Origin of the sequence: Trichocoleus sp. FACHB-90 (assembly GCF_014695505.1) — a bacterium.
Lineage (GTDB): Bacteria > Cyanobacteriota > Cyanobacteriia > Cyanobacteriales > FACHB-T130 > Funiculus > Funiculus sociatus.
On sequence record NZ_JACJOK010000031.1, the window covers coordinates 46,170 to 70,544 of the forward strand.

Below are 24,375 nucleotides of genomic sequence, written 5' to 3' on the forward strand. Positions count from 1 at the left end.
TGCCTCTTTATTTGTCAAAATGCCAAATTAGTGTGATGGGGGGTGTGAAACTTGGCTTTTCTAGCGTTTAACTCAAAGTGAGTACAGGTAACTTACAAGCGGAGCATCAACCTAAATTGCTGTAAGAGTGCAGCGATCCGGCTTGCGTGATGACACGAATTTGTCCCGATGTCATTTAATTCGGCACTGTACAGTCATGACTTATCTGCCGCTTCAAAATTATATTTTGCTCAACTATTACTAAGTTATAAATAAGTTTTGGATGTCAACCCTAAAAAGGTTTTAGCGCTACTCTTTTAGGCTTTCATTCCCCGTCATTTACCTACTAAACTACTTTTTATCATGCTAGGTACTGAAGAGTCATAATATAAAATTTAATTTTGCCAAAATATGCTTTAATTTGTAAAGGTTGCGCGAAACCGTTGCTCTATCAGTAGAACAAGTCTGGTAAGCTCATGGAGACAATCTTTAAGCTGCGGATGGAAAACCTGAAAGCGTTGTTAAAGGACAATTTTTTGACAAAATATGATGATGAAAGATAAACTCCTCAATTGGCTAAACCTGATTTTAGTAGCTGATGTATTCTTAGTATTCCTAAGCTTTGGATGGTTAGCGATCGCAGTCTTCGGTCACTCGGTGGGGGTTCCCCTTGGACTCGATTTATGGTATAAGCTTTGGCAACCATTGTTTACCCCAGCGCTTGGCGTTCTCATGGGAGGAGCAATTCTCAGTGCGTTGATTAGCGAAATTTCCAAGCGACTGAACTCCAACTGAAGACGGGGAATGGGGAATAAGAGAACAACCCATTACCAAATTTTAAAGAAATCACCCAATCGGGCGATCCTATTGTACGAAGTCATCACAAGGTCAGAAAAGCGAAGCTAGAGACAACAGAGGATTTACTTGTTTCCAGCCTCTAAAAGCCGCGAACTATGAAACGCGCAATTCTAGCGATCGCAACCTTGCTTCTGACCTCCAGTATTATTGCACCAGTGCAGGCGCAAACAGTTGAAACCCAATCTTCCAGGGAAATTGCTGCTGGTTTAACTCTAGCGCGTGCCGAAAGCGTACTGCAAAAATATTTTCAAGCGATCGCACTCCGAAACTATCAAGAAGCTTACAATCTGCTTTCTCCCCGCTATCGGGCGCAGATATCCTACCAGCAGTTTGTGAAGATGTATCGAGACTACATCATCAAAGGTGTCAGTATCAAGTCTGTGCAGCTAATGCCAGAGTTCTCGACTAACAACAGCCACAAATTTGCTGTGGAGTACAGCGCCTCCTACATCCAGCCAGTTTTCTCTGACAGCGATCAGCAGTTGCCCGAATTTTACACCTTAGTTGCCCCAAACAGTTCAATTGGTGAATGGCTGATCGATGGCATTGGTACAGCCCCATAATCGATTTTAAATAAACATAGACTGGGTTGAGGGGAGTATTACTTGCTATATAACACTTAATAAGTAGATAGACATAATTAAACTAAACATCTGATGTAGGTTGGGTTGAGGCATGAAACCCAACATGGACATGGGTTTGATGGGTTTCGCTTACGCTCTACCCATCCTACAAATAATTAGATCCATCTACTTACTCTTCATCAATTTGCATTTCTAAAACCCCCAGTTCAGCACGTCGTTGACTCAGTTCAAATTCCAAAGATTGAATTATTCTCAACAATTCCTGGCGACGAATTTCTGCACTTGTTTCCTGTATTTGCATATAAGCTTCAATATCAGGCCACAACTGCACCGCCCAATCTTTAGTAGTTGTTTTCAGTTCCCTAAAAACCTTAACTTCGGCATTCGGCTCAAGTGCAAAAAGGGCATATAATTGCACCTGATTGCCCTGCTTGCGTCCCTTCTTTTCGCAGAACAGATAAAGTCCTGGTTGTTGATAAGTTACCAAGTCGATTTGACTTACAAACGACCCTTCAATGGAATAGCCATCAGTTCGCGTCTTATCAATACCATCAATAATTTTGCACCAATTACCTTGGCGTGGCTTTAGGGTACTTTCCCATAAACCGGGCGCATTGAGAAAGGCACTTCTTATGCTAACTAGAACAGCTTCACTCATGGGGTTTGTATGTCAATACTTCTCGGTTAGTAAAAATTGTAGGTTGGGACTGTGCGCGAGCAAAACCCAAGAAACGTAATATTAGCGTTGGGTAACACTCACCTCAAACCGACCTACTTGCTACTTGCTATTAGTTAACATTTTCAATTTTATCAATAAAATTCAGAATCATAAATGCAAATTTTTCCGGGAAGAAAAGTACCCATTCGTGATATACTTCATCCACGACAATTAATTCCGAATCTTTAATATTTTGATAAAATTCGTGAGCAAATGAAACGGGAGTAAGCAAATCGTTTTTACCCCACAAAATTAGACAGGGAGATTCAATACTTGCCAACAGCGGTCTGATGTCTTTTTCTATACCAATAAATCCCATATTTATCAGATTTTGAGTATTGGTAAAGCTGTTATAAAGCAAGTTTTTAAAAACCTCAGTCACAGGTTCAACCTTCATTTGCCACATCTGTGCAGGCATCTCAATTGCCCTTTTGGCAACGACTTCCGCCACAGAACCCAGAGGGATTCCCGTACTATCTGCTATTGTGAGACTGCGAACCATAGATGGCATTAAAGCTGCCAATGCCATGCCTATTGCTCCGCCTTCGGAATGCCCAAGTACATGAACCTTTTTCAGATTCAGCGCCATTAAAAAATCAATTAACACCCGCCCATAATCTGTGTAATCTTGGATAATTTCAGGCGCGGTTGATTGTCCTAAACCTGGTAATATAGGCGCGATAACGTGATAACGCTCCGATAAAATATTTAAGCTGGCTTGATAAGGTTCAACTAATACACCCCAGCCGTGGATAAATAGTATGGGAGATAATCCTGATGCTACCCCTTTTTCAAAGTAGGTAATGCAACATTCCCCTAAATTAACTTGTTTTTCGATAAATTGTTGCTCCATTGAATTATCCTTTAACTTGTTGAGATGATTTTTAGGTAAATAGGTCGAGAAGCAATACTTCTCGGATAAGCGACAATTTGAGATCAAGTAGGTTGGGCCTGTGGGATAGCGAAACCCAACAAACCTAATATTATTTAGCATTGGGTAACGCTCACCTCAAACGCCACGCACCCCCGCGCACGGGGCTGGTTCCCCAACCTACAATTTTTCCTAACCGAGAAGTATTGGGTGAGAAGCAGATTTTATATAAATTAACATAGTTGCCTAGATTTCTATTCTGTCTGAAGTTTGAATACTCAAGAATATGCAGTGTTCTCAATAAATGGAGGCACCTCTTTATCCTCATTCCCAGACCGCAGCCTGGGAATGAAAATAACATAAGCATTTGTCGGGTGAGGTGCCTCAAACAAAGCTAGAAACTACAAGTTTTTAAGTGACGGAAACGAGGACTCCTCCACTTTCATTTGCCATTTTGTCCACTGCGCTTAAGGCATATTTTCCTGGTTCCAGAGTGGCAAATGTGGTTCCTGCTGGAAGGATTCTTTGTAGCGTCCAGGTAGAACCATTCTGTTTATAAAGCGTCCAAGAACGAATATCGGGATTGGCAGCATTCCACGTTAGTTTGCCATCTTTCACCGCTACTCCGGCTGGGGGGGCTGGTGGTATTGTGTCCCGCCATGACATATTAGGAACGAGTGCTGGTTGGGTATAAGTTGAAGTTTTGAAGTTGTCGTAAATGCCCTGACGATTTTGGGTGAAAGCTTCCATACTGAAGAAGATATTCCCCAGTGACAAGTTATCACTCAAGTTGCGGGTAATTTGAACTTGCTTTTTAATCTCGTCAAGTGTCCAAGCTTTTCCGTCCAGCTGTCCTAAATTGTTACCTGCATAAATGTGTCGGTCTTTGGGGTTGTTCTCAGTCCACCACTTGAGTAAGACGGGGTAACTCTGGGCGGTTTGGTCGGTGCGCCAATAGAGTTGTGGGGCTAGATAATCTATCCAACCTTGTTCTAGCCATTTTTTTGAGTCGGCATAAAGTACGCTGTAGGCATCTAGTCCTCTAATCTGCGCCGGTTGTCCGGGGCGGTAAATGCCAAAGGGACTAATGCCAAATTTGACGTGGGATTTTGCTGCTTTAATGCCTGTGGAGAGGCGTTGAACCATTTGATTGACATTTTCTCGCCGCCAGTCGCCCAAGGAGAGTTTGCCACCACTCCCCTGATATGCGGCGTAGGTTTTGTTGTCGGGGAAGGATTTGCCTTCGATGGGATAGGGATAGAAGTAGTCATCTAAATGGACGCCATCTATGTCGTAGCGACGCACTACGTCGAGAATTACGTTGTATGCTCTGTCTTGAACTACTTTTAGTCCGGGGTCCATCCACAGCTGATTTCCCCAGGGGTAAACGGCTTCGGGATTGGTGACAGAGATGTGAGGGCGGACGTTTGGCGGTAGCTTGGCGCTAACTTTGGCGCGGTAGGGGTTGAACCAAGCATGAAGTTCAATGTTGCGCTGGTGGCTTTGGGCGATCGCATACTCCAGAGGATCGTAAAATGGGTTTGGTGCCTTTCCCGGCGCTCCTGAGAGCCAATAGCTCCAAGGCTCTAATTGCGAAGCATAAAAGGCATCCCCTTCCGGTCGTACTTGCAAGATTAAAGCATTCAGCTTCATTGCTTGCATCCGGTCTAGAATTGCTCTTAATTCGGCTTTCTGTTGTTCAACGGGCAATCCCGGTTTGGAGGGCCAGTCACTGTTCCAGACTGTTGTTACCCACGCACCCCGAAATTCTCGCTGATGACTAACTTTAACTGTTTGCGGTAAAGTTCCCGGTCTTGGGGGAACGACGATATGGGGAGATGCAATTGCCGGAGCTTCATCTTGATACACTAAAGCTTGATAGATAAAAGCTGCAACATCAGCGCGAGTTGCTGCACCATTGGGATTTAGTAATTTTATATTCGGGTAGTTAACTACCATTCCCGCACTGGTAGCTACGGCTATATCATCTGTTGCATAGTTCGGAATTTGAGCAGCATCTAAATATATTTGTTGGAGTGATGTTTGGAGGTGAGGCTTTATATTGGCGGCAACTTCTAAGCCACTGGTTAGGGAAACTAAAACTTCTAGCTTGGAGATTCTGCTTGTCGGACGAAAGGTATTATTAGGAAAACCGCTGATAAATCCTCTTTCGTAAGCATTTACAATTGCCGCCCCTGCCCAGTAGCCAGATGGAACATCGGCAAAGCGGACATATTTTCGCTTTAGAGGTCTTACAAAGGCCTTGCTAATGGTAGTAGCAAATTCAGCGCGGGTCATTGATTGATTAGGGCGAAAAGTGCCATTGGGAAACCCGCTAATGATGCCACGTCTGGCGAGGGCTTCTATAAATAAACGCGCCCAATGATCTTGAATATCAGAGAATTGAGGAGGGGATGTTACCATAGTTTTTGCTAATTGCTAATGGCTAATTGCTAATTGTTTAAGATTTCTTAGCTGTTAGCTAGTTCAAAATTTGTTGCAATTCTTCGGAGATAACTTGCCGTTGTTCGGCATCATAACCCCATTTTGCTAAAAAAGGTTTGTATTCGCCTTCGCCAGTAATGGCACTTTCCAGCAAGCTTTGAGCCTGTTGGTACACTTGGGGAAGTTTAACCAGTTCTATGATACGGGCAGTACGCGATCGCACTCTATCCGAACCCTCAGCCATCTCTTGATTATCATTGCGACGATGGGTAATTGCCATCCCCGCAGACATTGCCAGATTTTTCACTAATAATTCGGAAACTGTGTCTGGATTTGATTGCAATGCCTGCACGACTTCCTGACTAGGATTGTCTGCAATTGTGCTTTCTGATGTTAGATAGTTGACAAAAAAGCCTCTGGCACCATTTTTAGTTTTCACTAATTCTGAGATTGCTGCGGCGATCGCGTCTGGCGATAATTCACCCGCTTGCATCTTATCGAGAATTGATTGGGTGAGGGCGATCGCTTCCTCAAATGTGACTGTTTCTGGAACTGTAAACGCAAATTCGCTCATCATCGTGCCTGAAACTCTTTCTCCTGCGATGATAGCCAATTTCGGGTAGTGCTAGAGTACCCATTAGGTAATTCTCAAAGAACTGCTCCCCAACCCGGTTGGTTCAGGGTGGTTTCATACAACCCTTAGAAAATATCGAAAATTGTGACATTTTGTAGGGGCATGGCAATCAAAAAGCCCCTACCGCCAACCAAAATCAACGTTACAGAATTTTCTTTTAATAAATGAAACCACCCTGCTGAAACGGGGGGACTGAGGGGGGTTCGTAAGAGTAGCTGGTACCAGCAAATTGATTCTAGTGGTATAAATATGAGCTGGCTCATATTCGTACTCTTGAACCTCTGTCAGAGTGGAGATATCAGCAATCGGGAGGGTCAAGGATATGACCAATACTACTACTACCCTCAATTTTAAAACGGCTCCGGGGCATCAAGTTTTAGCAGCAGCTGGGAAGAAAATGTTGCGTCCGGGGGGAGGAATTGCCACAGAGAAACTGTTTCAATGGGCTGACTTCAAAGCAGGCGAGACAGTTCTAGAATTAGCTTCTAGTTTTGGCTACAGCGCGATCGCATTAGCTCAACGCTACGGCGTGCGAGTGGTCGGTGTGGAGAAAAACCCCGACAGCGTGGCGCGTGCGCGTGCCAACATTGCGGCGGCGGGTTTGGTGGGTCAGGTGGAGGTCATTGAGGGCGATATTTTCCGCCTGGATGCAATATCTGAGAAATTTGATTACGTCTTAGCAGAAGCAATTCTGACGATGCAATCGCCACCAGGGAAAGCTAAAATTCTGCGTTCCATCCACGACCGTCTGAAACCGGGAGGAAAATTTCTCTCTCATGAACTTTTAGCACGCGATCGCGAAGAACAAATTCACCGCGATTTAGCGCAGGTAATTCGCATGAATAGCACACCTCTATCAGAAACCAATTGGATAGCCGCTTTTTCCAGCGCTGGTTTAGAGGTACAGCAGCATCAAACTGGAGCAATGGCATTGCTAAATCTGCGGCAAATGTTGCGAGATGAAGGGTTGCTGAATACGGCACGTATTTTGTGGAATGTGTTAACTAAACCTGCTATTCGCAGCCGAGTTCTGGAAATGCGTCGCGTTTTCAGCCAATACCAGCAAGAGTTGGGATATATCGCTGTGTGCGCGATCGCGTAGCTGGGGATTGGGGACTGGGGATTGGGGATTGGGAAGAATCTTACCTAGTCCCTAGTCCCCAGCCCCTAGTCCCTAGTCCCCAATCCCCATTCTTTGTTCATTAACCAAATCAACTATCAGGTGGAAAGTTAATTATGGCTTCTATAACAACAAATAGCACATCTTTAGTTAGTAATCTTCGAGAGCAGATTGAGTATCCTAAATCCGGAGTTTTAAGCAAGGTACTGATAAAAGATAACAACTGCCAACATACGTTTTTTTGTTTAGCAACCGGAACTGAGATTGCCGAACACACATCAACTCGCAATGCCACCGTTACGGTTATCGAAGGACGAGGAATTCTAACTTTGGAGGGAAGAGAAATTTCCCTCGAAGCAGGTGTATTCGTCTTTATGCCTGCTAATGCACCCCATGCTTTACAAGCTCAGGAAAATCTAGCGTTTTTGCTAACACTTTCTGAACATCCTTCCCATGAAAACTGAGGTAGCTCATAGTTGCCAACTCTTCTCAAACACCATAATATCTGTAGTAGCACAATAGACAATCATGCTCAACACTTTTACTGAACACCTCAATCTCTCCCAAACCGAACTAGAAAAACTGCTTTCATTAAGGTTGCCGGAGTTAATCAACACACCTAATTTTAAGGAGAAACTCGATAGTTTGAATATTGGGTTGCTGCAACAAACTTTACCCACCGCCGCCGCCGTTTTAGCCGATGAATTGCCACCCTTTTATAATTGGCTGAAAAACGAATTAGGACTAAAGCGCGTTCCAGATAGCCCTGACCATACTACCAAATGGGTTGTTAATTTTCTTAAACAGGAGGAAAGTCTGACGCGCTTGGTGGAACTGCATCGTCCAGTTCCGCGTCCGGCTTTGGAAGCCTCAATTCCTCGCTTAGTGGGGTTGTTTGACGGTGTAGAAGATGCCCAAGTGCGTCAAGAATGGCAACAAGCGATCGCAGCCCTTTGTCTAGTTCTAGTTGTCGCCGCCCGTGAAGAGGCTCAGTCTCGTTTAGTTGCTGTCTAATTTTTGTTGAAGACTGTTGCACTGGTACTTTTCCAGCAGTATTTTCACCGTCAATCTGCGTAAGCAAAGTATAGAGACACTGTTAATCTAGTCTCTACAATCTTAAGAACGTGGATTAAATAACTTACATTCATTCGCGCTCTGTAGGGGCATGGCAATGCCATGCCCAGGAGCCATAAATTGGGGTTAATAAATCTATGTTCTTTAGGGAAGGTGTACCATGCGATCGCAAGTCTAATTACTATCGTCCTCTACTGTATAAAATGTACCATTTCATTGTTAGTTCATTCTGAAGGGGGAGGGCGATACTAAATGCAAGTATTTCCATTGAAAAAGATTAAGAGGATACCAAAATGATCAGACTCCTCGTGAATTTTCTAGAAGCACTGTTGAACACTTTTTATCGCACTCGTGTATATCCGCGATTTTTTGTCTTAGAAACAGTTGCTCGCGTTCCCTACTTCGCCTACACCTCAGTCCTGCACCTATATGAAACTATGGGTTGGTGGCGTAAGGCTGACTGGTTAAAAGTCCACTTTGCCGAATCTTGGAACGAATTACATCACCTGCTAATTGCCGAGTCACTTGGTGGTAATAAATACTGGATTGATCGCTTTGTTGCTCATACGGGAGCCTTCGTTTACTACTGGATTATTGTCTTGGTATATATGGTGTCTCGCCGGTCTGCTTATAACTTCATGCAACAGGTGGAAGAACACGCCTACCACACTTATGACACTTTTCTGAAAGAGCATGGTGAGGAACTTAAAACTTTGCCAGCCCCGGAAGTAGCCATCGATTACTACCATAACGGCGACCTGTATTTATTTGATGAATTTCAAACTATGAGCGATCCCCAACAACGTCGTCCCCACATCGAAAATCTCTATGATGTGTTTTTTGCTATCCGAGATGACGAATTAGAACACGTCAAAACAATGATTGCTTGTCAGCAACCCAACGCTCAACAAACTTTCCAAAGTCCTCACAGCGTCAACAAACTACCTCTACCAGAATCAATTAGAGCTGCCATTGACGAGCATACTGCTAACATTGCACAGCAGACAGAAAAAGAGCCAGTAGAAATGTCGTAATCAGCATCCAGAATATTTCTACTACCAGTTCAATTGTTTGGTATCGCAAGTTTGCTCCCCTTGATAAGGGGAGTTTTTCGGTATCTGTTACCGATAATTAGCGATAATCTCCCAAATTGCTAAGAGGATGCCCCAGAAGTCTCAAAAGTTAGTTTTATCCCCCCAGCCGCTGCGCTAGAGAAAAGGGGGGAGAATCAAGTCTTAGTCCCCCTTTTCAAGGGGGATGTAAGGGGGATCTCGACTGCCTAAGCGTCTCGATTATGACTTTTCAGATATTCTCTAAGACTAACTCGGTTGAGTCTCTTATTGATTAGCTTCTCGTTTTGGCATCTCAAAGGGAATCAAACCACTCATCAAAAGCTTAACCACTCTAACTTGTTCTGGCAATTTACGCCTCAATCAACTCTCATAAAATCAACTCGTCTTTGAAAATTTGTCTCGACAGCAATACAAGTATTTAATACATCTAATATATTTTTTCGGATTGCTCTCTCTAAAGAGTATTTACGCTCCTGGTGTTGAAAATTTGACATTTGATAAACAAACAAAGTAGCTGCTTGATAAATAACTTTTAATTCATAGAGTGAATCAACTTGAGATATCTTAATTGCTAAAATCCGAAGTTGGTGACATATTTCTTTTGCTTCTTCTTTTGTTGCACCATGATCTTGATAGTAATAGCTAAAAGTTTCCGCTAAATACTGTGCGTGTTTAGCTGTATTTTGAATTTGATGCTGTGCATTGTCAACAGGAGCAAGAAATTTATCCAGTAAAAGCTGCTGCACATAGGCATCACGAAGGCTCGAATCAGCAATAATTTGAAGTTCTTTCATCCGTTGTTCATGCTTTCTTTGTTTTTCAGCATAAACTTCTTTGATAATAGTCTCAAACAAGCCAGTTAAAGGATAAAATGCGCCAGCAACCATATTTTCTATCATATTTAAACAATTCTAGGATTATCGGTTAACTAATTAGCGCGATCGCATCGGTCTTGTAGGGTGCGATCTTCAAGAGCGGAATACACAATCAACCACAAGGATAACTGAGTTGCCAATCTTCTGCAACGATAAACGCGATCGCTCCCACCGTTTATTCTAAGCTGGGGATTTTTTGGTAGGAGCTAAGCGCGTATAAACTGAATTTGACAAAGAGCAATCGCTTATCACAAAGCGTCAAAATTTAAAATTGTTTCCTCAATGTTTTGGGTAAATTTTACCAGTTCTTCAGTAATTCCAAAAAGTTTATCAGCACGGATGAAGATTTCCCAGGCACGAACGCACATGAAGCCGATACCAATCACTGCAAGAGGAACGGCAGCGTAACCAAGTAGAGCAGCAATTGGTGGGAAAAGCATACAGATGCACATCAAAATAGCTGTAATTACGCCACCAGCCACTCCAGCTTTTGCTGTTGCAACTGCAACGTTACCAATTAGCTCTTCTTGCGTAATTTTCCCTTCAGCAAAGGACAGCGAATTTTCTAGAGTTGAGAATATAAGTTCAATAACTGCCGCTACCAAAGCACCTTGAACAGCAGCTCCAATCACTTGCTCTACACTTGCTTTGAAAGCTGCATCGCCAAGTACCTTACGTGCTGCTGCAAGTTCTTCAGGAGTCATATCAATTCCACCACGAGATCGGTTGATTCGGAAGTTCTCGAAGATACCGTTTGAAGCTTCTTTTCCTCCACCGTTAACGTGTGCTTTTATATGGCTCCAATCTTTATCGTTGCAAAACTCGCGAATCGCTTCATATCCTTGAGCGCGAATTTGTGCTGGAATTGTCTCATACACTTTGGCAGCTTCTTGAACATTGCGAATGCCTTCGCGTACTCCAGCTCGCGCAAATTTTAGTTGCAAATTGTTAGGTAAGTTTTCAAATTTAATGTTGTGAGCAACTTTGAATGCCTCGTGTGCAGCAATTGTTGCAGCACCAGTGACTGAGATAGAAGCCTTTTGAGCTTCAATAATTACATTACTCCCAGCTTCTTGCGTTGTTGAGAACGCTTCTGATACTGCATTTTGGGTAGCTGACGAAATCTCTGATGCGGTTTCTTGAAACTTTGAACCTATAGAAGTGACTGAGTTGGAAACCTGTTGAATTGCACTACTTGTAGCCTCTTGGGTTGTTGAGAGTGCTTCTGATACTGCACTTTGAGTAGTCGATACAACCTCTGATGCGGTTTCTTGAAACGTTGAAGCTACAGCTTCTATTCCCTGAATGTTAATTTTGAACATCTGTTTGCTTAGTACAAAAATTGCCTAGATAACTACTAGCCATGACCAGGTTCCGTACAAAGCAGCTCAGATTTAATGGACGCGATCGCCTCTTAAATTCCCTGGAACTACTGTGCAATTACGCTCTAGCCTTGTAGCATTCAACACGAGTTAGCTCTATTTAAAGCTACTATTTCTGAAGCCGTCAATGACGACAACCCAAACTTCATTAAAACTTCTAAAATATTGAATTTTGTAAGCAAATTTTTCACATAAGTAGAATCTGCGTGAAGCGAAGCTATCCCGCAGGGAATCGCATCTTCCTTCCTCTGCAACGATAAGCGCGATCGCGAACAGTTTGCATAGAGTAGGTTGTGATGTGTAACATTGCTTACCGTTCGATGATGAATTGCACTCTGTCGGTGAGCAACGTGAAATGATTATTGGGCATGATCAAAATAATGGGCTGTTGCTGATCTGTTTTACTCAGAAGGCGACAAATGCGATCCGCATCATCAGCGCACGTCTAGCAACCAAGAAAGAACGCAAAGACTATGAAGAATTCACAGGCTTCTGAATCTCCGGACAACACAGATAACGATCTGCTCTCAGAATACGACTTTGACTATCGCAAAGCTCGTCCTAACCGTTTTGCTACTCAAACAGACAAAGCTGCTGTAACCGTCATTCTCGATCCAGATATTGCTGAGGTTTTCCAGACATCAGAAGCAGTAAATAATGCGCTCCGTGCCTTATTATCTACAATTCCAAAGACTGTAAAATAAATTGCGATCGCGCCTCTCCTCTTGTGTAACCATAGATGCGATCGCACTTTCCCTCTTTTACAACGCTCCCGCGCGATCGCATCTTCCCCCCTCTGCATTAAAGGAAAGCGATCGCTCTATCTCATTCCCAAGAGCATCAAATTACTATCAGAGGATAGATAATGCCTTGGCTTTCTAGAGTGTAAGTTAATTAAAAGATGTAAAAATATTAACTGAAACTATGCCAGTAAAGAGCAGAGAAGGTTCATCCACAAACCAAATGAGTGAAGCGATCGCTACAGCAACTCAAATGGCTGCTTGTGCGGCTAAGTGGGGTTCTAATGTAGCAATGGTTACAGCAGAAGAGATTACAAATACTACTACTGCTGTCAGCAAGTCGGCAGTACCTGCGGCTGTGCAATTCGTGGAGCAGGGGACGGAAACGGTAGGCAAAATCGTTACTCCTATCGCTGAAAATCCGTTAATCAAATATGCTGCCAAAGTACCAGGCATTAATGTGTTAATGACCGCCCTCGGTCAGGTTGATGTCGAGAAGGCTCAGAATGAGGTAGACAAGCTGCGACAAGAATATCCTCTAGAAAAACCTGAGCAACTGGCTCACCGAATCATGGTCGATACTGCCCTGAAAGCGGGGGGAATTGGATTAGCTACTAACTTTTTGCCTCCTTTAGCGCTTGCTTTGTTCGGGATAGAACTAGCGGCGATCGCAGCACTGCAATCTGAGATGATCTATCGCATTGCTGCGGCATACGGATTTCCGCTAAAAGATCCAACACGCCGGGGCGAAGTCTTGGTAATTTTCGGTTTATCTGTGGGAAGTTCTGGAGTCCTCAAAGGCGGGCTGAGTTTTGTGGAAATCCTGCCTGTAATCGGTGCTGTGGTTGGAGCGTCGAGTAACGCTAGTTTGATTTACACTCTAGGATATGTTGCCAGCCGCTTCTATGAAGCAAAGAAAAATTCTGCTGCTAGCGCAGGTGTCACGACGACAGGCTCAAGCAGCCAATCCTAGCAGTGATGTTGTTGCTTCCTATCGTACTGGTTTCTCTGGCGTAAGGCGATCGCAACAGTAGGGACAGGAAATGTCTTCTTGATAATGAGGGGAAGTTTTGTCAGCTTCCGAGATGGGATGCCCACAATTGCGGCACATTTGGTGAGTTCCTGCTGCCAAACCCTCACGGACAGCAACACGTTGATCGAAGACAAAACATTCCCCTTGCCACAAACTTTCTTCTGCTGGAACTTCCTCTAAATACTTGAGAATGCCGCCTTTGAGGTGATAGACCTCTTGGAAGCCTTCAGCCATCATGAATGATGTCGCTTTTTCGCAGCGAATGCCGCCAGTGCAGAATAGGGCAACTTTTTTGTGTTTTGTGGGATCGAGGTCGTTGCGAACGTAGTCAGGAAATTGGCGGAATGAGGCAGTTCTGGGATTTTTCGCTCCTTTAAAGCTGCCAATAGACACCTCATAATCGTTGCGGGTGTCAATAATCGTTACTTCAGGATCGGAGATCAGCGCATTCCACTCTTTCGGACTGACATAGGTGCCGACGCGATCGCTTGGATCGATTTCCGGCAATCCCAAGGTGACAATTTCTTTCTTCAACCGCACCTTCATTCGGTCAAACGGTGGAGAATCAGCGCCGGATTCTTTATGCTCTAAGTCAACCAGACGGGGATCGGAGCGTAAAAACGATAAAACTGAATCAATTGCCTGACCGGAACCTGCAATCGTCCCGTTAATGCCTTCCGCTGCTAGTAAAATTGTCCCTCTGATACCCTGTGCTTCGCAGTGCAATAACAAGGGATCTCGCTTCTCGGCAAAGTCCGGCAACTTGACGAATTTATAGAAAGTTACAACAACTTGGCTCATTTTCCCCCTCAACCCGAAGGAGTAGAAATATTTTACTCTGGTTTAGCATCTAACCTAACAAAGGAAGCTTTACGATGGCTTGCGTCTAGATATTTTTTCCTTTACCCCCTTTACTCATCCAAAGATATGAGCTAATATAACAAAAGTGGGTTTAGTTCCTACTGAAATTTCGGGGGTTTAGCTCAGTTGGTAGAGCGCCTGCTTTGCAAGCAGGATGTCAGCGGTTCGAGTCCGCTAACCTCCATTAGTTTTACAAGAGAGACACGATTCTATGTACCAATTTTAAGCGGCTAGAACTCATTGTCTGGCTGTCGTACAGAGATTGGTACACAAAATTGGTACGCAAGATTAAAACATATCTGGTAATTTGGGGTTGTTTTGCAAGTGACCCGCGTAATGTTCAAACAAAACTTTAGGGTTATGCCCCGTCTGTTGCGCGATAAGCATTGGGCTGATGCCCCGTTCCAGGGCATGACTAATGAAAGTGTGGCGGGTGCTATACGGCTTCCGGTGAGGAATATTTTGGTTCTTTAAGATTAAAGACCATCTTTTGTAAAAACCGTGTTCGTCAATGAGCTTGCCGTTCCAAGTGAAAACAAGCTCATTAGCGCTTTGGAGCTTAAGGGATGTCAGCATTTCGGATAAAGACTCTGGTAGCCAGAGGGTTCTGGTTTTCCTATTTTTAGGTGGTTTTCTCTTTCCCTCCCTGGTTAGCTGTGATGTGATTGCAGCCCGATCGCATTTTTCACTCAGATCGCTCCAGCGCAATCCTCTAGCCTCTCCGGTTCGGCAACCTGTTGCGAAGAGAAAACGGACGAAAGGGAGGAGCTGAGGATACAGGTTTCTAAAACCCTCAAATATAAGCTCAACCTCCTTATTGCTAAAAGGGGTAGGGCTTTCTTGCGCTGGGGGCTTAATTAACTTAGCCACTTCAGTCCAGGGATTCTCGGTTACATATCCATTGTCAATCGCCCAATCCCAGCAAGCCTTAATTGCCTCTAGTTTGCGCCGCTGAGTTTCTGATCCGGCTTGTGGTTTGAGCCACCCTGCAAATTGAATAGATTGATTTTTGGTGATACTGCCAGCGGGGGTATCGCCAAAATACTCTAGTATTTTTTTCGTCGGTTTGTACCATTTAATCGTCCTGGCATCGCAGAATCTAGACTTATATTCAAGCCAATCTGTAAACAATTCTGTACAGCTTAATTGAGCTAGTGGCTTTTTTAACGAAGGGTGAGGCTTGTATCTAGAAAGTGAGGAATCAAAATTCCCATCCTGAATATCAGCTTCAATTTGCAGAAGTACCCTCTCTGCTTTAATCCGGTTAGATTTGCTTTCTTTTAGCCCTAACGAGAGGCAATGCCGTTTACCTCGGCAAGTGAACCTAACTCTAAGCCATCCTGCGTTAGATTCAACCTTCATTGCCAGTTCTGTAAATTTGTTCAACGTTGTAATAAAGCTCTTTGTACAGCCACTCTTCACAAACGTCTGGTTGAAACTCGTAAAATTCTGTGTAACCCATTGATTGAGCGGCGGCCCAAAGCTGGTATTTAGATCCAAGTCGTTTTGGAATCATCCAGTCTCCTCTGGAGTGGGTAACGTAGAGAATCCGGCATCCGTCCGACGCTTTGAAATAAACGTAAGGCAACTGCTCTGAACTAGCCCACCCTGCCGCTTCCCATATTGGACGGTAGAATGGATCAGCCCATTTTACCGATAGATAGGACAATCCCTCGGACTTAATAAATTGGTATGGTAAGTGCCAGGGTTTAACCCACCAATTACAGGTATCCCAATTAACACAAGGTTTGCCTCTTAAAGCCCCCATTGCCGAACAATTTAGGGATAAAGGGCATGGTCGTCTTTTAGCCATTTAATAACTCCTTTGTTTTTCCTCTGTTCTAAGGGCATGGTTCACGAGTTCTTTTAGGGCGAAATGGCTAAGAAATAAGCCCCAGACATCTCTATTTGATTTGGAAAGCAATCTAGTTCGTATGTGGTAGTGATTAACAGGTAAAAGCCCTAAAAGCCTTTCTTTTTCATTGTTTGCTTCCACTAAGTCAAAATATCGCTTGACTAGCACTAATCCGCTATCTGTTTGCATTGTCTTGAAGAAACATTCAAATGAGTAATGAAAGTTGCCCTAGGCGCTCTCGTTTAAGGCGTTTTTTCAGCGGCAATGGCATCCTGAACAGAGGGCTTTTAAATTGGATGCGTCACAGTTGGCGGGAACGTGATCTAAATGGGCCACTGTGAGAGTGAATCTTTGGGGGTGTTCCATGACTTCATCCCAAGGCTGATTTCTGCGTTTGCAAAATTCTGCGAGGGTTTCTTTCGGTCTACGGCATTCTCTGCCACATTCTTGGCACAGCCAGTTAGCTGCTTGTTTGATTTCCGTGGCGATTTCGTCCCAGTTGGGAGGGTAGAGGCGGCGATCCATTGGCATATCAACAACCTCCTTTAAACTCGCTATCGACTCCCGCTTTGAACCAGCTGATAGCTACTTCAAAGAATTTGAAGGATAGCTGGATAGGCTCTGATTCAGCTCCGTCTGGACGAATCGCAACCACTTCTATTCCTTCGCGTGTTGCTTTGAATCGCCCCTCCCAGCCTTTGTATTTACAGATTGTTGGCTCGGCTATCTCAATCTTTTTGAGTTCGCTTAAACGCTGTCTCAGACGGTCAATTCGCATTGAATTGCCGCGAGGTTTTGCCTCTACTTTCTGTAGGGCTAATCTCACGTCGTCAATGGATGCCTCGACTAAGGCTGAATCAAACAATCTATTTTTAAGTGGAGTGTTGATTAGAACGTGGAGGGGAGTGGGATTTTCGGCACCAGGAGCGGCGATCGCATTCTCCTCCCCAACACCAGGTGCGGCGCTCACCTCAGAATTAGAAACAGCCTTTTCAATACCGTCTAATTGCGTATGGGTGTGAGTCGCGCTTTTGACTGTGTACTCCGTACCCTCGTACCGGACTTTCTGCCCAGTAGTGAAGGGAGCCGGGGGTTGTTCGTAGGGTTTCTCTATCTTTTCGTGATACCAAGGCTGGGGAGGATGATCGCCTAGGATCGCCTGTGGATCGCCTGGTAGGATCGCCTGTGGAACTGCCTCATGGTGAGGGTTTCCAGCATCCGCGATCATCCGATCCTCCATGCTGGAAAATTTTTCAGTGGAAGAGTTGAGCGGTTCGATGATCGGATGATCGCGGATTCCCGAAAGCACTGCTAATCCGTCGTTCTGAGGGCGATCCTCCTGGGCGATCATTGGGCGATCCTCCTCCTCGATGCTTGCCGCTCTTAACGCAATCTTAATGTTGGCAATCTTGTCTCTATCGGGTGGATTGTAGGTGGGATGCTCATCGCCGTCTAATGCAATCCAGTATCCTTTGGCACCAGACGGCAAACGCTTACAACTAATCTCGCCATCCCTGGCTAGCTGGTTAGCACAACGGCGGATGCTTTCAAGATTCCCGCCGATCGCTTCTTGAATCTCCGCCACTTCGTAGCAGATATTAGGATGATTTTGCAGAAAGCCGATGATTTTATCTTTGATAGTCAGGTTTGGGCTATCGCTTTCTTCCTCTCCCTGCTTGCCCAGAAGTAACCAGGAGTTATCTTCTGGATCGAATAGCAGTTCGTAGATACCGGGCGCTCGTGAGCGTGACTTTTCCACCTTTAGCAGTCGGTTGAGCGAGTCCGGTCTTTGTGCGTCACATTTGGCGGCAACGCAGAAAACATCGCTCACAGCATTAACGATCGCCGTGGTTCCCCTTGGCTTTGAGCCGTCGCTTACGGCGTGGTGAATAATGCTGATGTGAATGCCTAACTCCTGCGCCAAAGCTTTCAACAAGAGGATAGGACGGGCATAGGGAACGTCATTTTCTGAGTAGATTGAATTGGAGCTAACTGCTGTTAGGGAGTCGATAACTACCCAGTTGATGCCGAGTTCGATAATCTCCTTCTTCAGCTGCTGGATGTGATCAACTGTCCACCGTGACTTGCACATGATGGGCATATCGTCGGTGATGCCCCTGGCGTTGAAGGCTTCGAGCATATCCCCTTGGCTCTCGTCCGTTTGCACTAATAGGATATTTCTGCTTCTAGCTGTGACGGGGAACCCATTCCAAGATCGACCATTAGCGACGCTATGAATTAGGTCATAGATAAGTCTTGTTTTACCTACGCCGCCCTTCCCGTAGAACAGAGAAACCTTGCCTTCGGAGAGGAAACCATGCAGAAACCAGCGGTTAACAGAAGCGCCGTATTTTTTGCGGAACTCTGCTAGAGGAATAGCGGGTTCATTCTCATCATTAATTAGATGTTTATAGTAGATTGTCTCTAATTGACTAACGGACAATCCAGAGTTTTTAGCGATATCAATCAGCTTGAAATATCGGAAGGAAGGGTTTTCTTCTTCTAGTTCGAGTTTTGATACCTGGGAGATAATTTGTTGATGCTTGAATGCTTTAGCATCTCTTAGTCCGCCGTCTAAGGCTGTCTGGGTTGTGTAGTAAGTTTGTTCTTGTACCCAGCTAACTAATTCCTGTAAGTCCGTAGAGGTTTCGTAGCCAGCACTACTTATCTCGCTGCCTAATTGTATTACCTTTCTCCTTAAGTATTTCTCAATGATTAGCTCAGCGTACTGGTCGATGTTAATCGCTGAGATTGTGCAATCGACTAATTGAGCTAGTTTGCTCTGCCCACCTATTGAATCAAGTAATCCTCGGTCATAAAGGTAAGTAGTAACTTGCATTAAATCTGGTTGTTTTCCAGAGTTAAAAACTGATAGAATGGCTCTATGTATTTGTTGATAGCTCTTTAGGGCGAAGTGTTCTGGAAGGAGTTTATCTGCCACCATAGAGACTGATTGTGGATAACTTAGGATTCCACCTAAGACCATTTCTTCCGCCTCCACATTCATTGGAGGGAGTCTGTCGCTAGTTACAAAAGAATTTACAGCAATCATTGTTTATTACCTCTAGTTATTGGCGATCGCTTTCCTTCCTGGTTTAGGCGATCGCCTTTTTCTTTTGAGTCAAAATTCTTCGTCATCGTCGCTATTGTCAAAGGGTATATCGTCCGCATCGCTTACATACCGCTCTTGATTTGAGTCGGCATATGCTTGGATTTGACCCAGTTGAATCATTAGCTCTGGTTGAAGGCAGATACCAAGAACTTTCTCTTCATAAAGGTCTGGAAATCGTGTCATTTTCCAGTAGCCATTAGGGTGTTCGTCGCCATTCTCGTAATCGGGATAGATGAAAATCTTTTTATTTAGAAAGTTTATTTCACCTATCGCTGTGAGTTTTTTGTAGCTGCGCTTGACTTCAATCTTTAGCGCTTCTTGAAGTTCTAAACTCAGAACCCAACTGAGTTCTTGACGAAATAAGTCACAAGCTATCTTGTCAATTTGTTCGTGAGCTTCTCGGCGGAGGTCTCTCAGGGTTCCGACGTGTGCTTGATGCTCTGGGTATATTGCGCCCAAAATGCTTTCTAAGTCAGTAATCTGTTGCATCGGAGTAAGCATTAAATTTGATGAGCTTTAATCCAGTCGGAAAATCCAACAAGCAGGGGCATAATTGTCCCATCTCGAAAAATAAAACAACGGCCTGGGTTAAGCTTTGTTGCTTCAGAAGCGATCGCACGAATAGCAAGCTTCACTTCCAGGGGCTGATTGTTAATAGAGTCCAAATCGTTTAGCTGACTCATGAGGCGATCGCGTTCTCCTCTGGCATGACATCTAAAGCTGATTGCTCCAACAGTTTCCATAGGCATTCAGCTTCGTCGTCAGAAAGCACTATGGATGGAAGTATTTGGAAGAATATCTCCAAGGTTGACCCGGTGGGGTCGTACTCGGCATGGGCGATCGCATCTAAATTTATGATTCGGCTCCCAACGCGGACGAGCTGTGAATCAGATTGTGAATTTGGGAAAACAAACTTGCTACCTACCTTCATCAGTCGAATGCTCATAGTTTTCCTTCGATTTGTGATGGGAAAATTTGGGTGAGGCAGACCTGACCGCTAAATCTTGGTCTGCCCGATGTTGTCGTATCTATAGGTAAGCGATTGTCATGAGTGAATTTAATTTGAGTGATGACGATGTTGTGTCAATGAACCTACACGTCAGCTTGGTTGGAAACCAAACATTTAAGGTCAGTCAGTTTATGCACTGGTTTAAGCAGAAAGTCGGCGGGTCAGCGGAGGTCTGGACTGGGGAGGGTGTGGATTGCGAAGTCCTAATATCTAGCACCGGGGGCGGCTGGCAGCCAGGGAAGGTTCGCATTCGCTTAGAGTTTGTTCCTGATGAGCCTGAACTTGATGATGAGCCTGAACCTTTGTATTTAGAAGGGCAGCTAAGCATTGAGGAGTAAAGTGTCTATTCCCTAGTGGGAAAATCTGGGTGAGGCAGACCTGACCGCCAAATCTTGGTCTGCCCGATGTTGTCGTATCTAGGTGATTTATATGGACATAGAAGGACTTGACCTCAATAAGGATGATGTTGTAGTTGTCAAAGATTTCTGCAATATGCAGAAGTACCAGAACTTCACGAAACAGGTTAAACAATCGGTTGGCAATTCACTTGTGCCGTGGCTGGAACAGGGTGCCGAGATTGAGTTCCTCAAAGCTTCTGGTGGCGGATGGAAGAAAGGTAAGCTCTACCTTCGCTTGGAATTTGTCTCTGATGAGCCGCCGCAGTCAGATAACCCTGAATCTCTAGATGCACTGCGGAGAGAACTGAACACTGATTAAGTTCGTTGCATCACCTCTCGTTTGGCGTGAGTGGAGTCCAACTTTAGGGGCTACGAGTTGGGAGCTATTTAGCACGTCTATGGCAGGGTTAGACTTATCTTCCGCCCTTGTGCTAATTCGCTGTAAACTACGCATCCCTTAGTGGGAGGATTTACGTGGGCAGTCCTGACCTGGAAATTCGGGGCTGCCCGATTTTTGTCGTCTACCAACTAGCAGTCAATTAGTAGTTGTCTGCTACTAGCAGTGTACTATAATATGAAAGAGAATGAAGAGAAAGAGTACCTCACACCGATGAAGTTGCGTCAGCGCACTGGTCTTACCCAAGTTCAATTTGCACTGTTGGTGGGCAAAAGCCCATCCACAATTGCCAAGTGGGAGGCTAGAGAGTTTATTCCAAAAATGAAGCCATCGGAGATTAAACGCTTGTGTGAAGCGTACCAATGCACTCTTGAGGAATTAATTGAAGCGTTTGAAGGTACTAATTCTGCTACTGCCAGCTAACAAGCTTTGGGATGACGCTTGACGCTTATACACCTTGAAATACCCCAAAGGAGGAAATTTCAACACACACCCATTGAGTAACAGCGTCGTCCCATAGAAAAAGCCGGGGTACTTGCCCCGGCTTTCCACACAACTAATCAAAGGAGGTAAACCTATCCCTTTTGAATGAGCTTATTCTCCAAGGACTGAATCTTCAAATTTGCCTGCTTTATATATTCCACATTTCTATTAATTTGCTGTTGCCCTGAATCCCGCTCATCTTCCGTCAACTTCAGTTGAGCCTTCAATACTTTAAGCTCCTTATCTTTAGGAGACGGCACCAAAACAAACGCCAACAAAGCCCACACCGTTGTAAGAGGTAACGCCAAAAATCCGAACCAGATCCATCGACTAACACCGCTATAACCAGCCTTAGTAGGCAACCGCCATGTAACACAACTCCATATCGCCAACACAATCAACAAAGCACAAGCCGATATCAAAGTTTCCTCAGAACGTGACCTGGAGTAATAGCTTGAGTTGTACCCGTAACTTAATTCCCGCACCTCAATTGGCTGAAGCTCGTACTGAATAAACTGATTCATTTCAAACACCTTGGTTGAGAGCCGAGTCGGAGAGGCTCTCAGTTTCCCCGACTCTTTACTTAGTAATCCCAAAAATGAACCCTAACTTCGTATTCAACCAAATCAGGAGGTACAACAAAGCTACAAGCCAGCTCTACAAAGATGCCGCCCTCGTCGCTGCCGGAGTTCATGTCGGGTTATTGCAGAAGAAAAATATCCCAGCCCGACAGCTAACCAACGAGGAAAGGAAAAGGATTCTGTACTTCTTAGATATCTTCTGCCAGTCGCAAGGCATCACCGTCACCTTTAAATAGCCCAAATTAAAAGCCAGCAGTATCGCTCGAAAGGCAGCTGCTGGCTAATACCCCAAAACCCAGTGAAGGAAGGAGCTTTTAAATTATCGCCCATTAACTAATCACAAATTCAAGATGACCGAAACGTGGTCATCCTATGGTTCAACCACAACTCAACCACAACTCGACCATGAGGACAGTAACAACCGATGACATTCAAACATGGGTGCCGCGCTCCTTAGCCAGGAAGCATCTGGGAATATCTGACACGCAACTGCGCCGCGATCAGACAGTGCTTTTGGAATTGGAAGTCCCCGGCTTCGACTACGAACCATACGATGAGGGCTTTACCGCCGATGCCTTCATCGTTTTGAGACAATTCCGAGAGCTGGTGCGCCAGAAAGGTAGGCGGCACGCCATCCGAGACATTAATCAAAAAATGGAGCAATACTATGAACGCAGCTGATAAGAAGGCAGTCGAACAAGCTAAAAAGGGCAAAGCTAAAGCCGGACGCAGCCAAGCCAACGCAGAGCAGGGTAGTAGTAACATTCAAGCCAAATTAGACGAAGCTCGGCAGACAGTCAGAAAATCTACCAAAAATTACATCGTCGGTGGTGGCATTGGCGATGCTCTCCAAGATATTGCAGCCGGTGACTTCGGTGATATTGGCAATGATGTCATCGACGCGCTAAACGCTTTCGTAAGTGGCATTGACAACGCCCATCTCACCCTGGAGGCAGCAGAAAGTGACCCAAAATACTTGCTGCCCTCCGAATCCAGCAATTTATCCTCCTTGCCCTCCTACTCCACCACAGAAGCCGAGGGGATTTAGAGATGCTTAATCTCATCTATCAAAAGCTCTCGCAGTGGTGGGCAGCATCCACCGTCCCTTACCCAGACTATTCCGCTTCCGTCCTTTGCGACGGCGTGCCACTCTTCTAAAAATTCAAAGCTTGTCAGTAGCCAGGGGTCATAGTTTCCACGCTCGCCCCCGGCACTGGCTCCCGATCCAAAAACAAGGAGACATTTCGATCATGGCAGATTTTGAAGTCGGCTTCCCCGATGGGCAGTACATATCCCACGGCGTAGACCTCCCCACAGCCCTAAAACTGGCAGATGTATTTCACCGCGGTGGTGATCCACAGTCAATCATTGATGCAATCGAAGACGAAGAAGTGCGGACGGTCGCACAGCGAATAAGCGATCGCCTTTCAACTCACTCAGCGCGGGGGAAAGGAGCATGAAATACGCGATCGTTCATTCAAACACTTCTCCATCTGCGACAATCCAGCGCATTTACGATCGCGCAGTGGGGATTGCCAAATGACACAAACCAATCAGAAACCCTGGAATACATACAAAGTAGTTGCGGAATCTAGCACGACATTTACTCACTTCAGCCGCAGCGAAAATCTCGCAGAAGCGCAGATGGAATGGGAGCAGAAATTCAATCAGAAAGCCACCAGCATCGTACTTGATGAAGATGATACTGAGCTTGATTTTTCTGACCTGTTCGACGCATAGAACTAATTAAACAGCCAGTGGTGCGATCGCTGGTTCTTTGAACTGAGGTAAAAATATGTTCACCGCTTCTCGTTTAGTAGTTTGGTCTTGTATTTGCTTAACAGTTTCGGTTAGCGCTTACCCCTGCATTCAGCTTGTTTGGCAGAGTTTAGAGCAGCTAATAAATGCTCCTTTCTTGGGCATTATCTCAGTGCTAGGGGGGTTGTTGATATGGCTCATTATTCAGCTTATGTGGTTCGACAAAGAAACCTGGTCGATATTGCGTAAGCGATTCTTTAAATTAAATGGGTGAAAGCAAAAAGATGCCAAATAAGACTTACGTTTTAGGCCACATCGACCGCATTGAGAACCGCCACAAAAATAATCCGTCTGCTCAATTAAATTCAAAGTGGCGCATTGCCAGTAATCAAGATTTATTTGATGACCTCGACACTGGCGGGAATTTAACCGAACTTCAGGTAAATAAAATAGATGGATTTATCGCACAAGTGAAGCAGACAGGAGGGAAGAACATTAAATGACTCTCATCAAAAAACTCAAACGCAATAAAGTA

Annotated in this window: 33 protein-coding genes, 1 tRNA gene and 1 pseudogene; 20 read left to right on the top strand and 15 right to left on the bottom strand. The window is 44.7% G+C overall.

The features are described from left to right. The first annotated feature begins 531 nt into the window (after positions 1–531). Both H6F74_RS09440 and H6F74_RS09445 read left to right on the top strand, forming a co-directional pair. Positions 532–774 carry a hypothetical protein gene (locus H6F74_RS09440; protein ID WP_190439709.1) on the top strand — a complete coding sequence of 81 codons (243 nt, stop codon included), beginning with the start codon at positions 532–534 and terminating at the stop codon, positions 772–774. A gap of 158 nt (positions 775–932) precedes the next feature. Beyond that, a complete protein-coding gene (locus tag H6F74_RS09445) occupies positions 933–1,400 on the top strand; it encodes a DUF4829 domain-containing protein (protein ID WP_190439639.1) in 468 nt (155 codons plus the stop codon). Between the two features lie 190 nt (positions 1,401–1,590). Here the strand turns inward: H6F74_RS09445 and H6F74_RS09450 are convergent, their stop codons facing one another. The 4 genes from H6F74_RS09450 to H6F74_RS09465 all read right to left on the bottom strand — a co-directional run bounded on the left by H6F74_RS09450 (position 1,591) and on the right by H6F74_RS09465 (position 6,068). Continuing rightward, the gene (locus H6F74_RS09450) at positions 1,591–2,079 is read right to left on the bottom strand and encodes a hypothetical protein (RefSeq protein WP_190439642.1); all 489 of its coding nucleotides are present in this window, start codon (positions 2,077–2,079) and stop codon (positions 1,591–1,593) included. A gap of 130 nt (positions 2,080–2,209) precedes the next feature. Next, a complete protein-coding gene (locus tag H6F74_RS09455; RefSeq protein ID WP_190439645.1) occupies positions 2,210–2,992 on the bottom strand; it encodes an alpha/beta hydrolase in 783 nt (260 codons plus the stop codon). Between the two features lie 429 nt (positions 2,993–3,421). After that, on the bottom strand, positions 3,422–5,434 hold the full coding sequence (locus tag H6F74_RS09460) for a family 10 glycosylhydrolase (protein ID WP_190439648.1): 2,013 nt from the start codon (positions 5,432–5,434) through the stop codon (positions 3,422–3,424). A gap of 58 nt (positions 5,435–5,492) precedes the next feature. Continuing rightward, a complete protein-coding gene (locus tag H6F74_RS09465; RefSeq protein ID WP_242021956.1) occupies positions 5,493–6,068 on the bottom strand; it encodes a hypothetical protein in 576 nt (191 codons plus the stop codon). Between the two features lie 343 nt (positions 6,069–6,411). On the opposite strand from H6F74_RS09465, the gene H6F74_RS09470 reads away from it, so the two are divergent. The 4 genes from H6F74_RS09470 to H6F74_RS09485 all read left to right on the top strand — a co-directional run bounded on the left by H6F74_RS09470 (position 6,412) and on the right by H6F74_RS09485 (position 9,317). Beyond that, positions 6,412–7,191, top strand: coding sequence for a class I SAM-dependent methyltransferase (locus H6F74_RS09470; RefSeq protein ID WP_190439651.1), 780 nt, complete (start codon positions 6,412–6,414; stop codon positions 7,189–7,191). Between the two features lie 134 nt (positions 7,192–7,325). Beyond that, on the top strand, positions 7,326–7,673 hold the full coding sequence (locus H6F74_RS09475; RefSeq protein ID WP_190439653.1) for a cupin domain-containing protein: 348 nt from the start codon (positions 7,326–7,328) through the stop codon (positions 7,671–7,673). Between the two features lie 64 nt (positions 7,674–7,737). After that, on the top strand, positions 7,738–8,223 hold the full coding sequence (locus H6F74_RS09480; protein WP_190439654.1) for a hypothetical protein: 486 nt from the start codon (positions 7,738–7,740) through the stop codon (positions 8,221–8,223). 353 nt (positions 8,224–8,576) lie between these two features. Further along, entirely contained in the window at positions 8,577–9,317 is a 741-nt protein-coding gene (locus H6F74_RS09485; protein ID WP_190439655.1) for an alternative oxidase, read from the top strand. 395 nt (positions 9,318–9,712) lie between these two features. Here the strand turns inward: H6F74_RS09485 and H6F74_RS09490 are convergent, their stop codons facing one another. Then, complete coding sequence (locus H6F74_RS09490; RefSeq protein ID WP_206756298.1) at positions 9,713–10,255, bottom strand: hypothetical protein; 543 nt, start codon at positions 10,253–10,255, stop codon at positions 9,713–9,715. A gap of 224 nt (positions 10,256–10,479) precedes the next feature. Further along, complete coding sequence (locus H6F74_RS09495; protein WP_199301031.1) at positions 10,480–11,553, bottom strand: hypothetical protein; 1,074 nt, start codon at positions 11,551–11,553, stop codon at positions 10,480–10,482. A 376-nt stretch (positions 11,554–11,929) separates the two neighbouring features. Here H6F74_RS09495 and H6F74_RS09500 point away from each other — a divergent pair. The 4 genes and pseudogenes from H6F74_RS09500 to H6F74_RS09515 all read left to right on the top strand — a co-directional run. Beyond that, positions 11,930–12,109, top strand: a pseudogene (locus H6F74_RS09500) (BrnT family toxin); the annotation flags it as partial. After that, positions 12,087–12,317: a hypothetical protein gene (locus H6F74_RS09505; protein ID WP_190439658.1), complete on the top strand. Its 231-nt coding sequence runs from the start codon at positions 12,087–12,089 to the stop codon at positions 12,315–12,317. The pseudogene H6F74_RS09500 and the gene H6F74_RS09505, both read left to right, overlap by 23 nt. Position 12,318: 1 nt before the next feature. Further along, complete coding sequence (locus tag H6F74_RS09510; RefSeq protein WP_190439660.1) at positions 12,319–12,495, top strand: hypothetical protein; 177 nt, start codon at positions 12,319–12,321, stop codon at positions 12,493–12,495. A 42-nt stretch (positions 12,496–12,537) separates the two neighbouring features. After that, complete coding sequence (locus H6F74_RS09515; protein WP_190439662.1) at positions 12,538–13,326, top strand: EcsC family protein; 789 nt, start codon at positions 12,538–12,540, stop codon at positions 13,324–13,326. An 18-nt stretch (positions 13,327–13,344) separates the two neighbouring features. On the opposite strand, the gene H6F74_RS09520 is transcribed toward H6F74_RS09515, so the two are convergent. Next, the gene (locus H6F74_RS09520; RefSeq protein WP_190439666.1) at positions 13,345–14,187 is read right to left on the bottom strand and encodes a rhodanese-related sulfurtransferase; all 843 of its coding nucleotides are present in this window, start codon (positions 14,185–14,187) and stop codon (positions 13,345–13,347) included. Positions 14,188–14,358: 171 nt separating this feature from the next. Here H6F74_RS09520 and H6F74_RS09525 point away from each other — a divergent pair. Then, positions 14,359–14,431: transfer RNA gene (locus H6F74_RS09525), tRNA-Ala, on the top strand. A gap of 104 nt (positions 14,432–14,535) precedes the next feature. Here H6F74_RS09525 and H6F74_RS09530 read toward each other — a convergent pair. The 7 genes from H6F74_RS09530 to H6F74_RS09560 form a co-directional block, all read right to left on the bottom strand. Continuing rightward, positions 14,536–15,609 carry a site-specific integrase gene (locus H6F74_RS09530; RefSeq protein ID WP_190439668.1) on the bottom strand — a complete coding sequence of 358 codons (1,074 nt, stop codon included), beginning with the start codon at positions 15,607–15,609 and terminating at the stop codon, positions 14,536–14,538. After that, a complete protein-coding gene (locus tag H6F74_RS09535; RefSeq protein WP_190439671.1) occupies positions 15,599–16,060 on the bottom strand; it encodes a hypothetical protein in 462 nt (153 codons plus the stop codon). The genes H6F74_RS09530 and H6F74_RS09535 overlap by 11 nt, the downstream gene beginning before the upstream one ends. Before the next feature lie 297 nt (positions 16,061–16,357). After that, positions 16,358–16,633 (bottom strand): HNH endonuclease, encoded by a 276-nt coding sequence (locus H6F74_RS09540; RefSeq protein WP_242021958.1) that lies wholly within the window; start codon positions 16,631–16,633, stop codon positions 16,358–16,360. A 1-nt stretch (position 16,634) separates the two neighbouring features. Beyond that, positions 16,635–19,154, bottom strand: a complete 2,520-nt coding sequence (locus H6F74_RS09545; RefSeq protein WP_190439675.1) for a DnaB-like helicase N-terminal domain-containing protein — start codon at positions 19,152–19,154, stop codon at positions 16,635–16,637. 69 nt (positions 19,155–19,223) lie between these two features. Beyond that, positions 19,224–19,715, bottom strand: coding sequence for a hypothetical protein (locus H6F74_RS09550; protein ID WP_190439678.1), 492 nt, complete (start codon positions 19,713–19,715; stop codon positions 19,224–19,226). Beyond that, positions 19,715–19,897: a hypothetical protein gene (locus tag H6F74_RS09555; RefSeq protein ID WP_190439680.1), complete on the bottom strand. Its 183-nt coding sequence runs from the start codon at positions 19,895–19,897 to the stop codon at positions 19,715–19,717. Before H6F74_RS09555 ends, H6F74_RS09550 begins: the two co-directional genes overlap by 1 nt. Further along, positions 19,894–20,160 (bottom strand): hypothetical protein, encoded by a 267-nt coding sequence (locus H6F74_RS09560; RefSeq protein WP_190439683.1) that lies wholly within the window; start codon positions 20,158–20,160, stop codon positions 19,894–19,896. Before H6F74_RS09560 ends, H6F74_RS09555 begins: the two co-directional genes overlap by 4 nt. A 101-nt stretch (positions 20,161–20,261) precedes the next feature. Here H6F74_RS09560 and H6F74_RS09565 point away from each other — a divergent pair, with 101 nt between their 5' ends. From H6F74_RS09565 to H6F74_RS09575, 3 genes are all read left to right on the top strand, one after another. Beyond that, positions 20,262–20,561 (top strand): KGK domain-containing protein, encoded by a 300-nt coding sequence (locus H6F74_RS09565; RefSeq protein ID WP_190439684.1) that lies wholly within the window; start codon positions 20,262–20,264, stop codon positions 20,559–20,561. Positions 20,562–20,652: 91 nt separating this feature from the next. Continuing rightward, positions 20,653–20,940, top strand: coding sequence for a KGK domain-containing protein (locus H6F74_RS09570; RefSeq protein WP_190439686.1), 288 nt, complete (start codon positions 20,653–20,655; stop codon positions 20,938–20,940). 255 nt (positions 20,941–21,195) lie between these two features. Next, positions 21,196–21,441, top strand: coding sequence for a helix-turn-helix transcriptional regulator (locus H6F74_RS09575; RefSeq protein ID WP_190439689.1), 246 nt, complete (start codon positions 21,196–21,198; stop codon positions 21,439–21,441). Positions 21,442–21,593: 152 nt separating this feature from the next. Here H6F74_RS09575 and H6F74_RS09580 read toward each other — a convergent pair whose 3' ends face one another. Beyond that, on the bottom strand, positions 21,594–22,025 hold the full coding sequence (locus H6F74_RS09580; protein WP_190439691.1) for a hypothetical protein: 432 nt from the start codon (positions 22,023–22,025) through the stop codon (positions 21,594–21,596). A gap of 74 nt (positions 22,026–22,099) precedes the next feature. On the opposite strand from H6F74_RS09580, the gene H6F74_RS09585 reads away from it, so the two are divergent. The 6 genes from H6F74_RS09585 to H6F74_RS09610 all read left to right on the top strand — a co-directional run bounded on the left by H6F74_RS09585 (position 22,100) and on the right by H6F74_RS09610 (position 24,343). Beyond that, entirely contained in the window at positions 22,100–22,318 is a 219-nt protein-coding gene (locus tag H6F74_RS09585; protein ID WP_190439693.1) for a hypothetical protein, read from the top strand. 136 nt (positions 22,319–22,454) lie between these two features. Further along, the gene (locus H6F74_RS09590; RefSeq protein WP_190439694.1) at positions 22,455–22,763 is read left to right on the top strand and encodes a hypothetical protein; all 309 of its coding nucleotides are present in this window, start codon (positions 22,455–22,457) and stop codon (positions 22,761–22,763) included. Beyond that, complete coding sequence (locus tag H6F74_RS09595) at positions 22,750–23,130, top strand: hypothetical protein (protein ID WP_190439696.1); 381 nt, start codon at positions 22,750–22,752, stop codon at positions 23,128–23,130. The genes H6F74_RS09590 and H6F74_RS09595 overlap by 14 nt, the downstream gene beginning before the upstream one ends. Positions 23,131–23,332: 202 nt before the next feature. After that, the gene (locus H6F74_RS09600; protein ID WP_190439698.1) at positions 23,333–23,542 is read left to right on the top strand and encodes a hypothetical protein; all 210 of its coding nucleotides are present in this window, start codon (positions 23,333–23,335) and stop codon (positions 23,540–23,542) included. Between the two features lie 79 nt (positions 23,543–23,621). Continuing rightward, positions 23,622–23,822, top strand: a complete 201-nt coding sequence (locus tag H6F74_RS09605) for a hypothetical protein (protein WP_190439700.1) — start codon at positions 23,622–23,624, stop codon at positions 23,820–23,822. 302 nt (positions 23,823–24,124) lie between these two features. Continuing rightward, the gene (locus H6F74_RS09610) at positions 24,125–24,343 is read left to right on the top strand and encodes a hypothetical protein (protein WP_190439701.1); all 219 of its coding nucleotides are present in this window, start codon (positions 24,125–24,127) and stop codon (positions 24,341–24,343) included. Positions 24,344–24,375 lie beyond the last annotated feature (32 nt).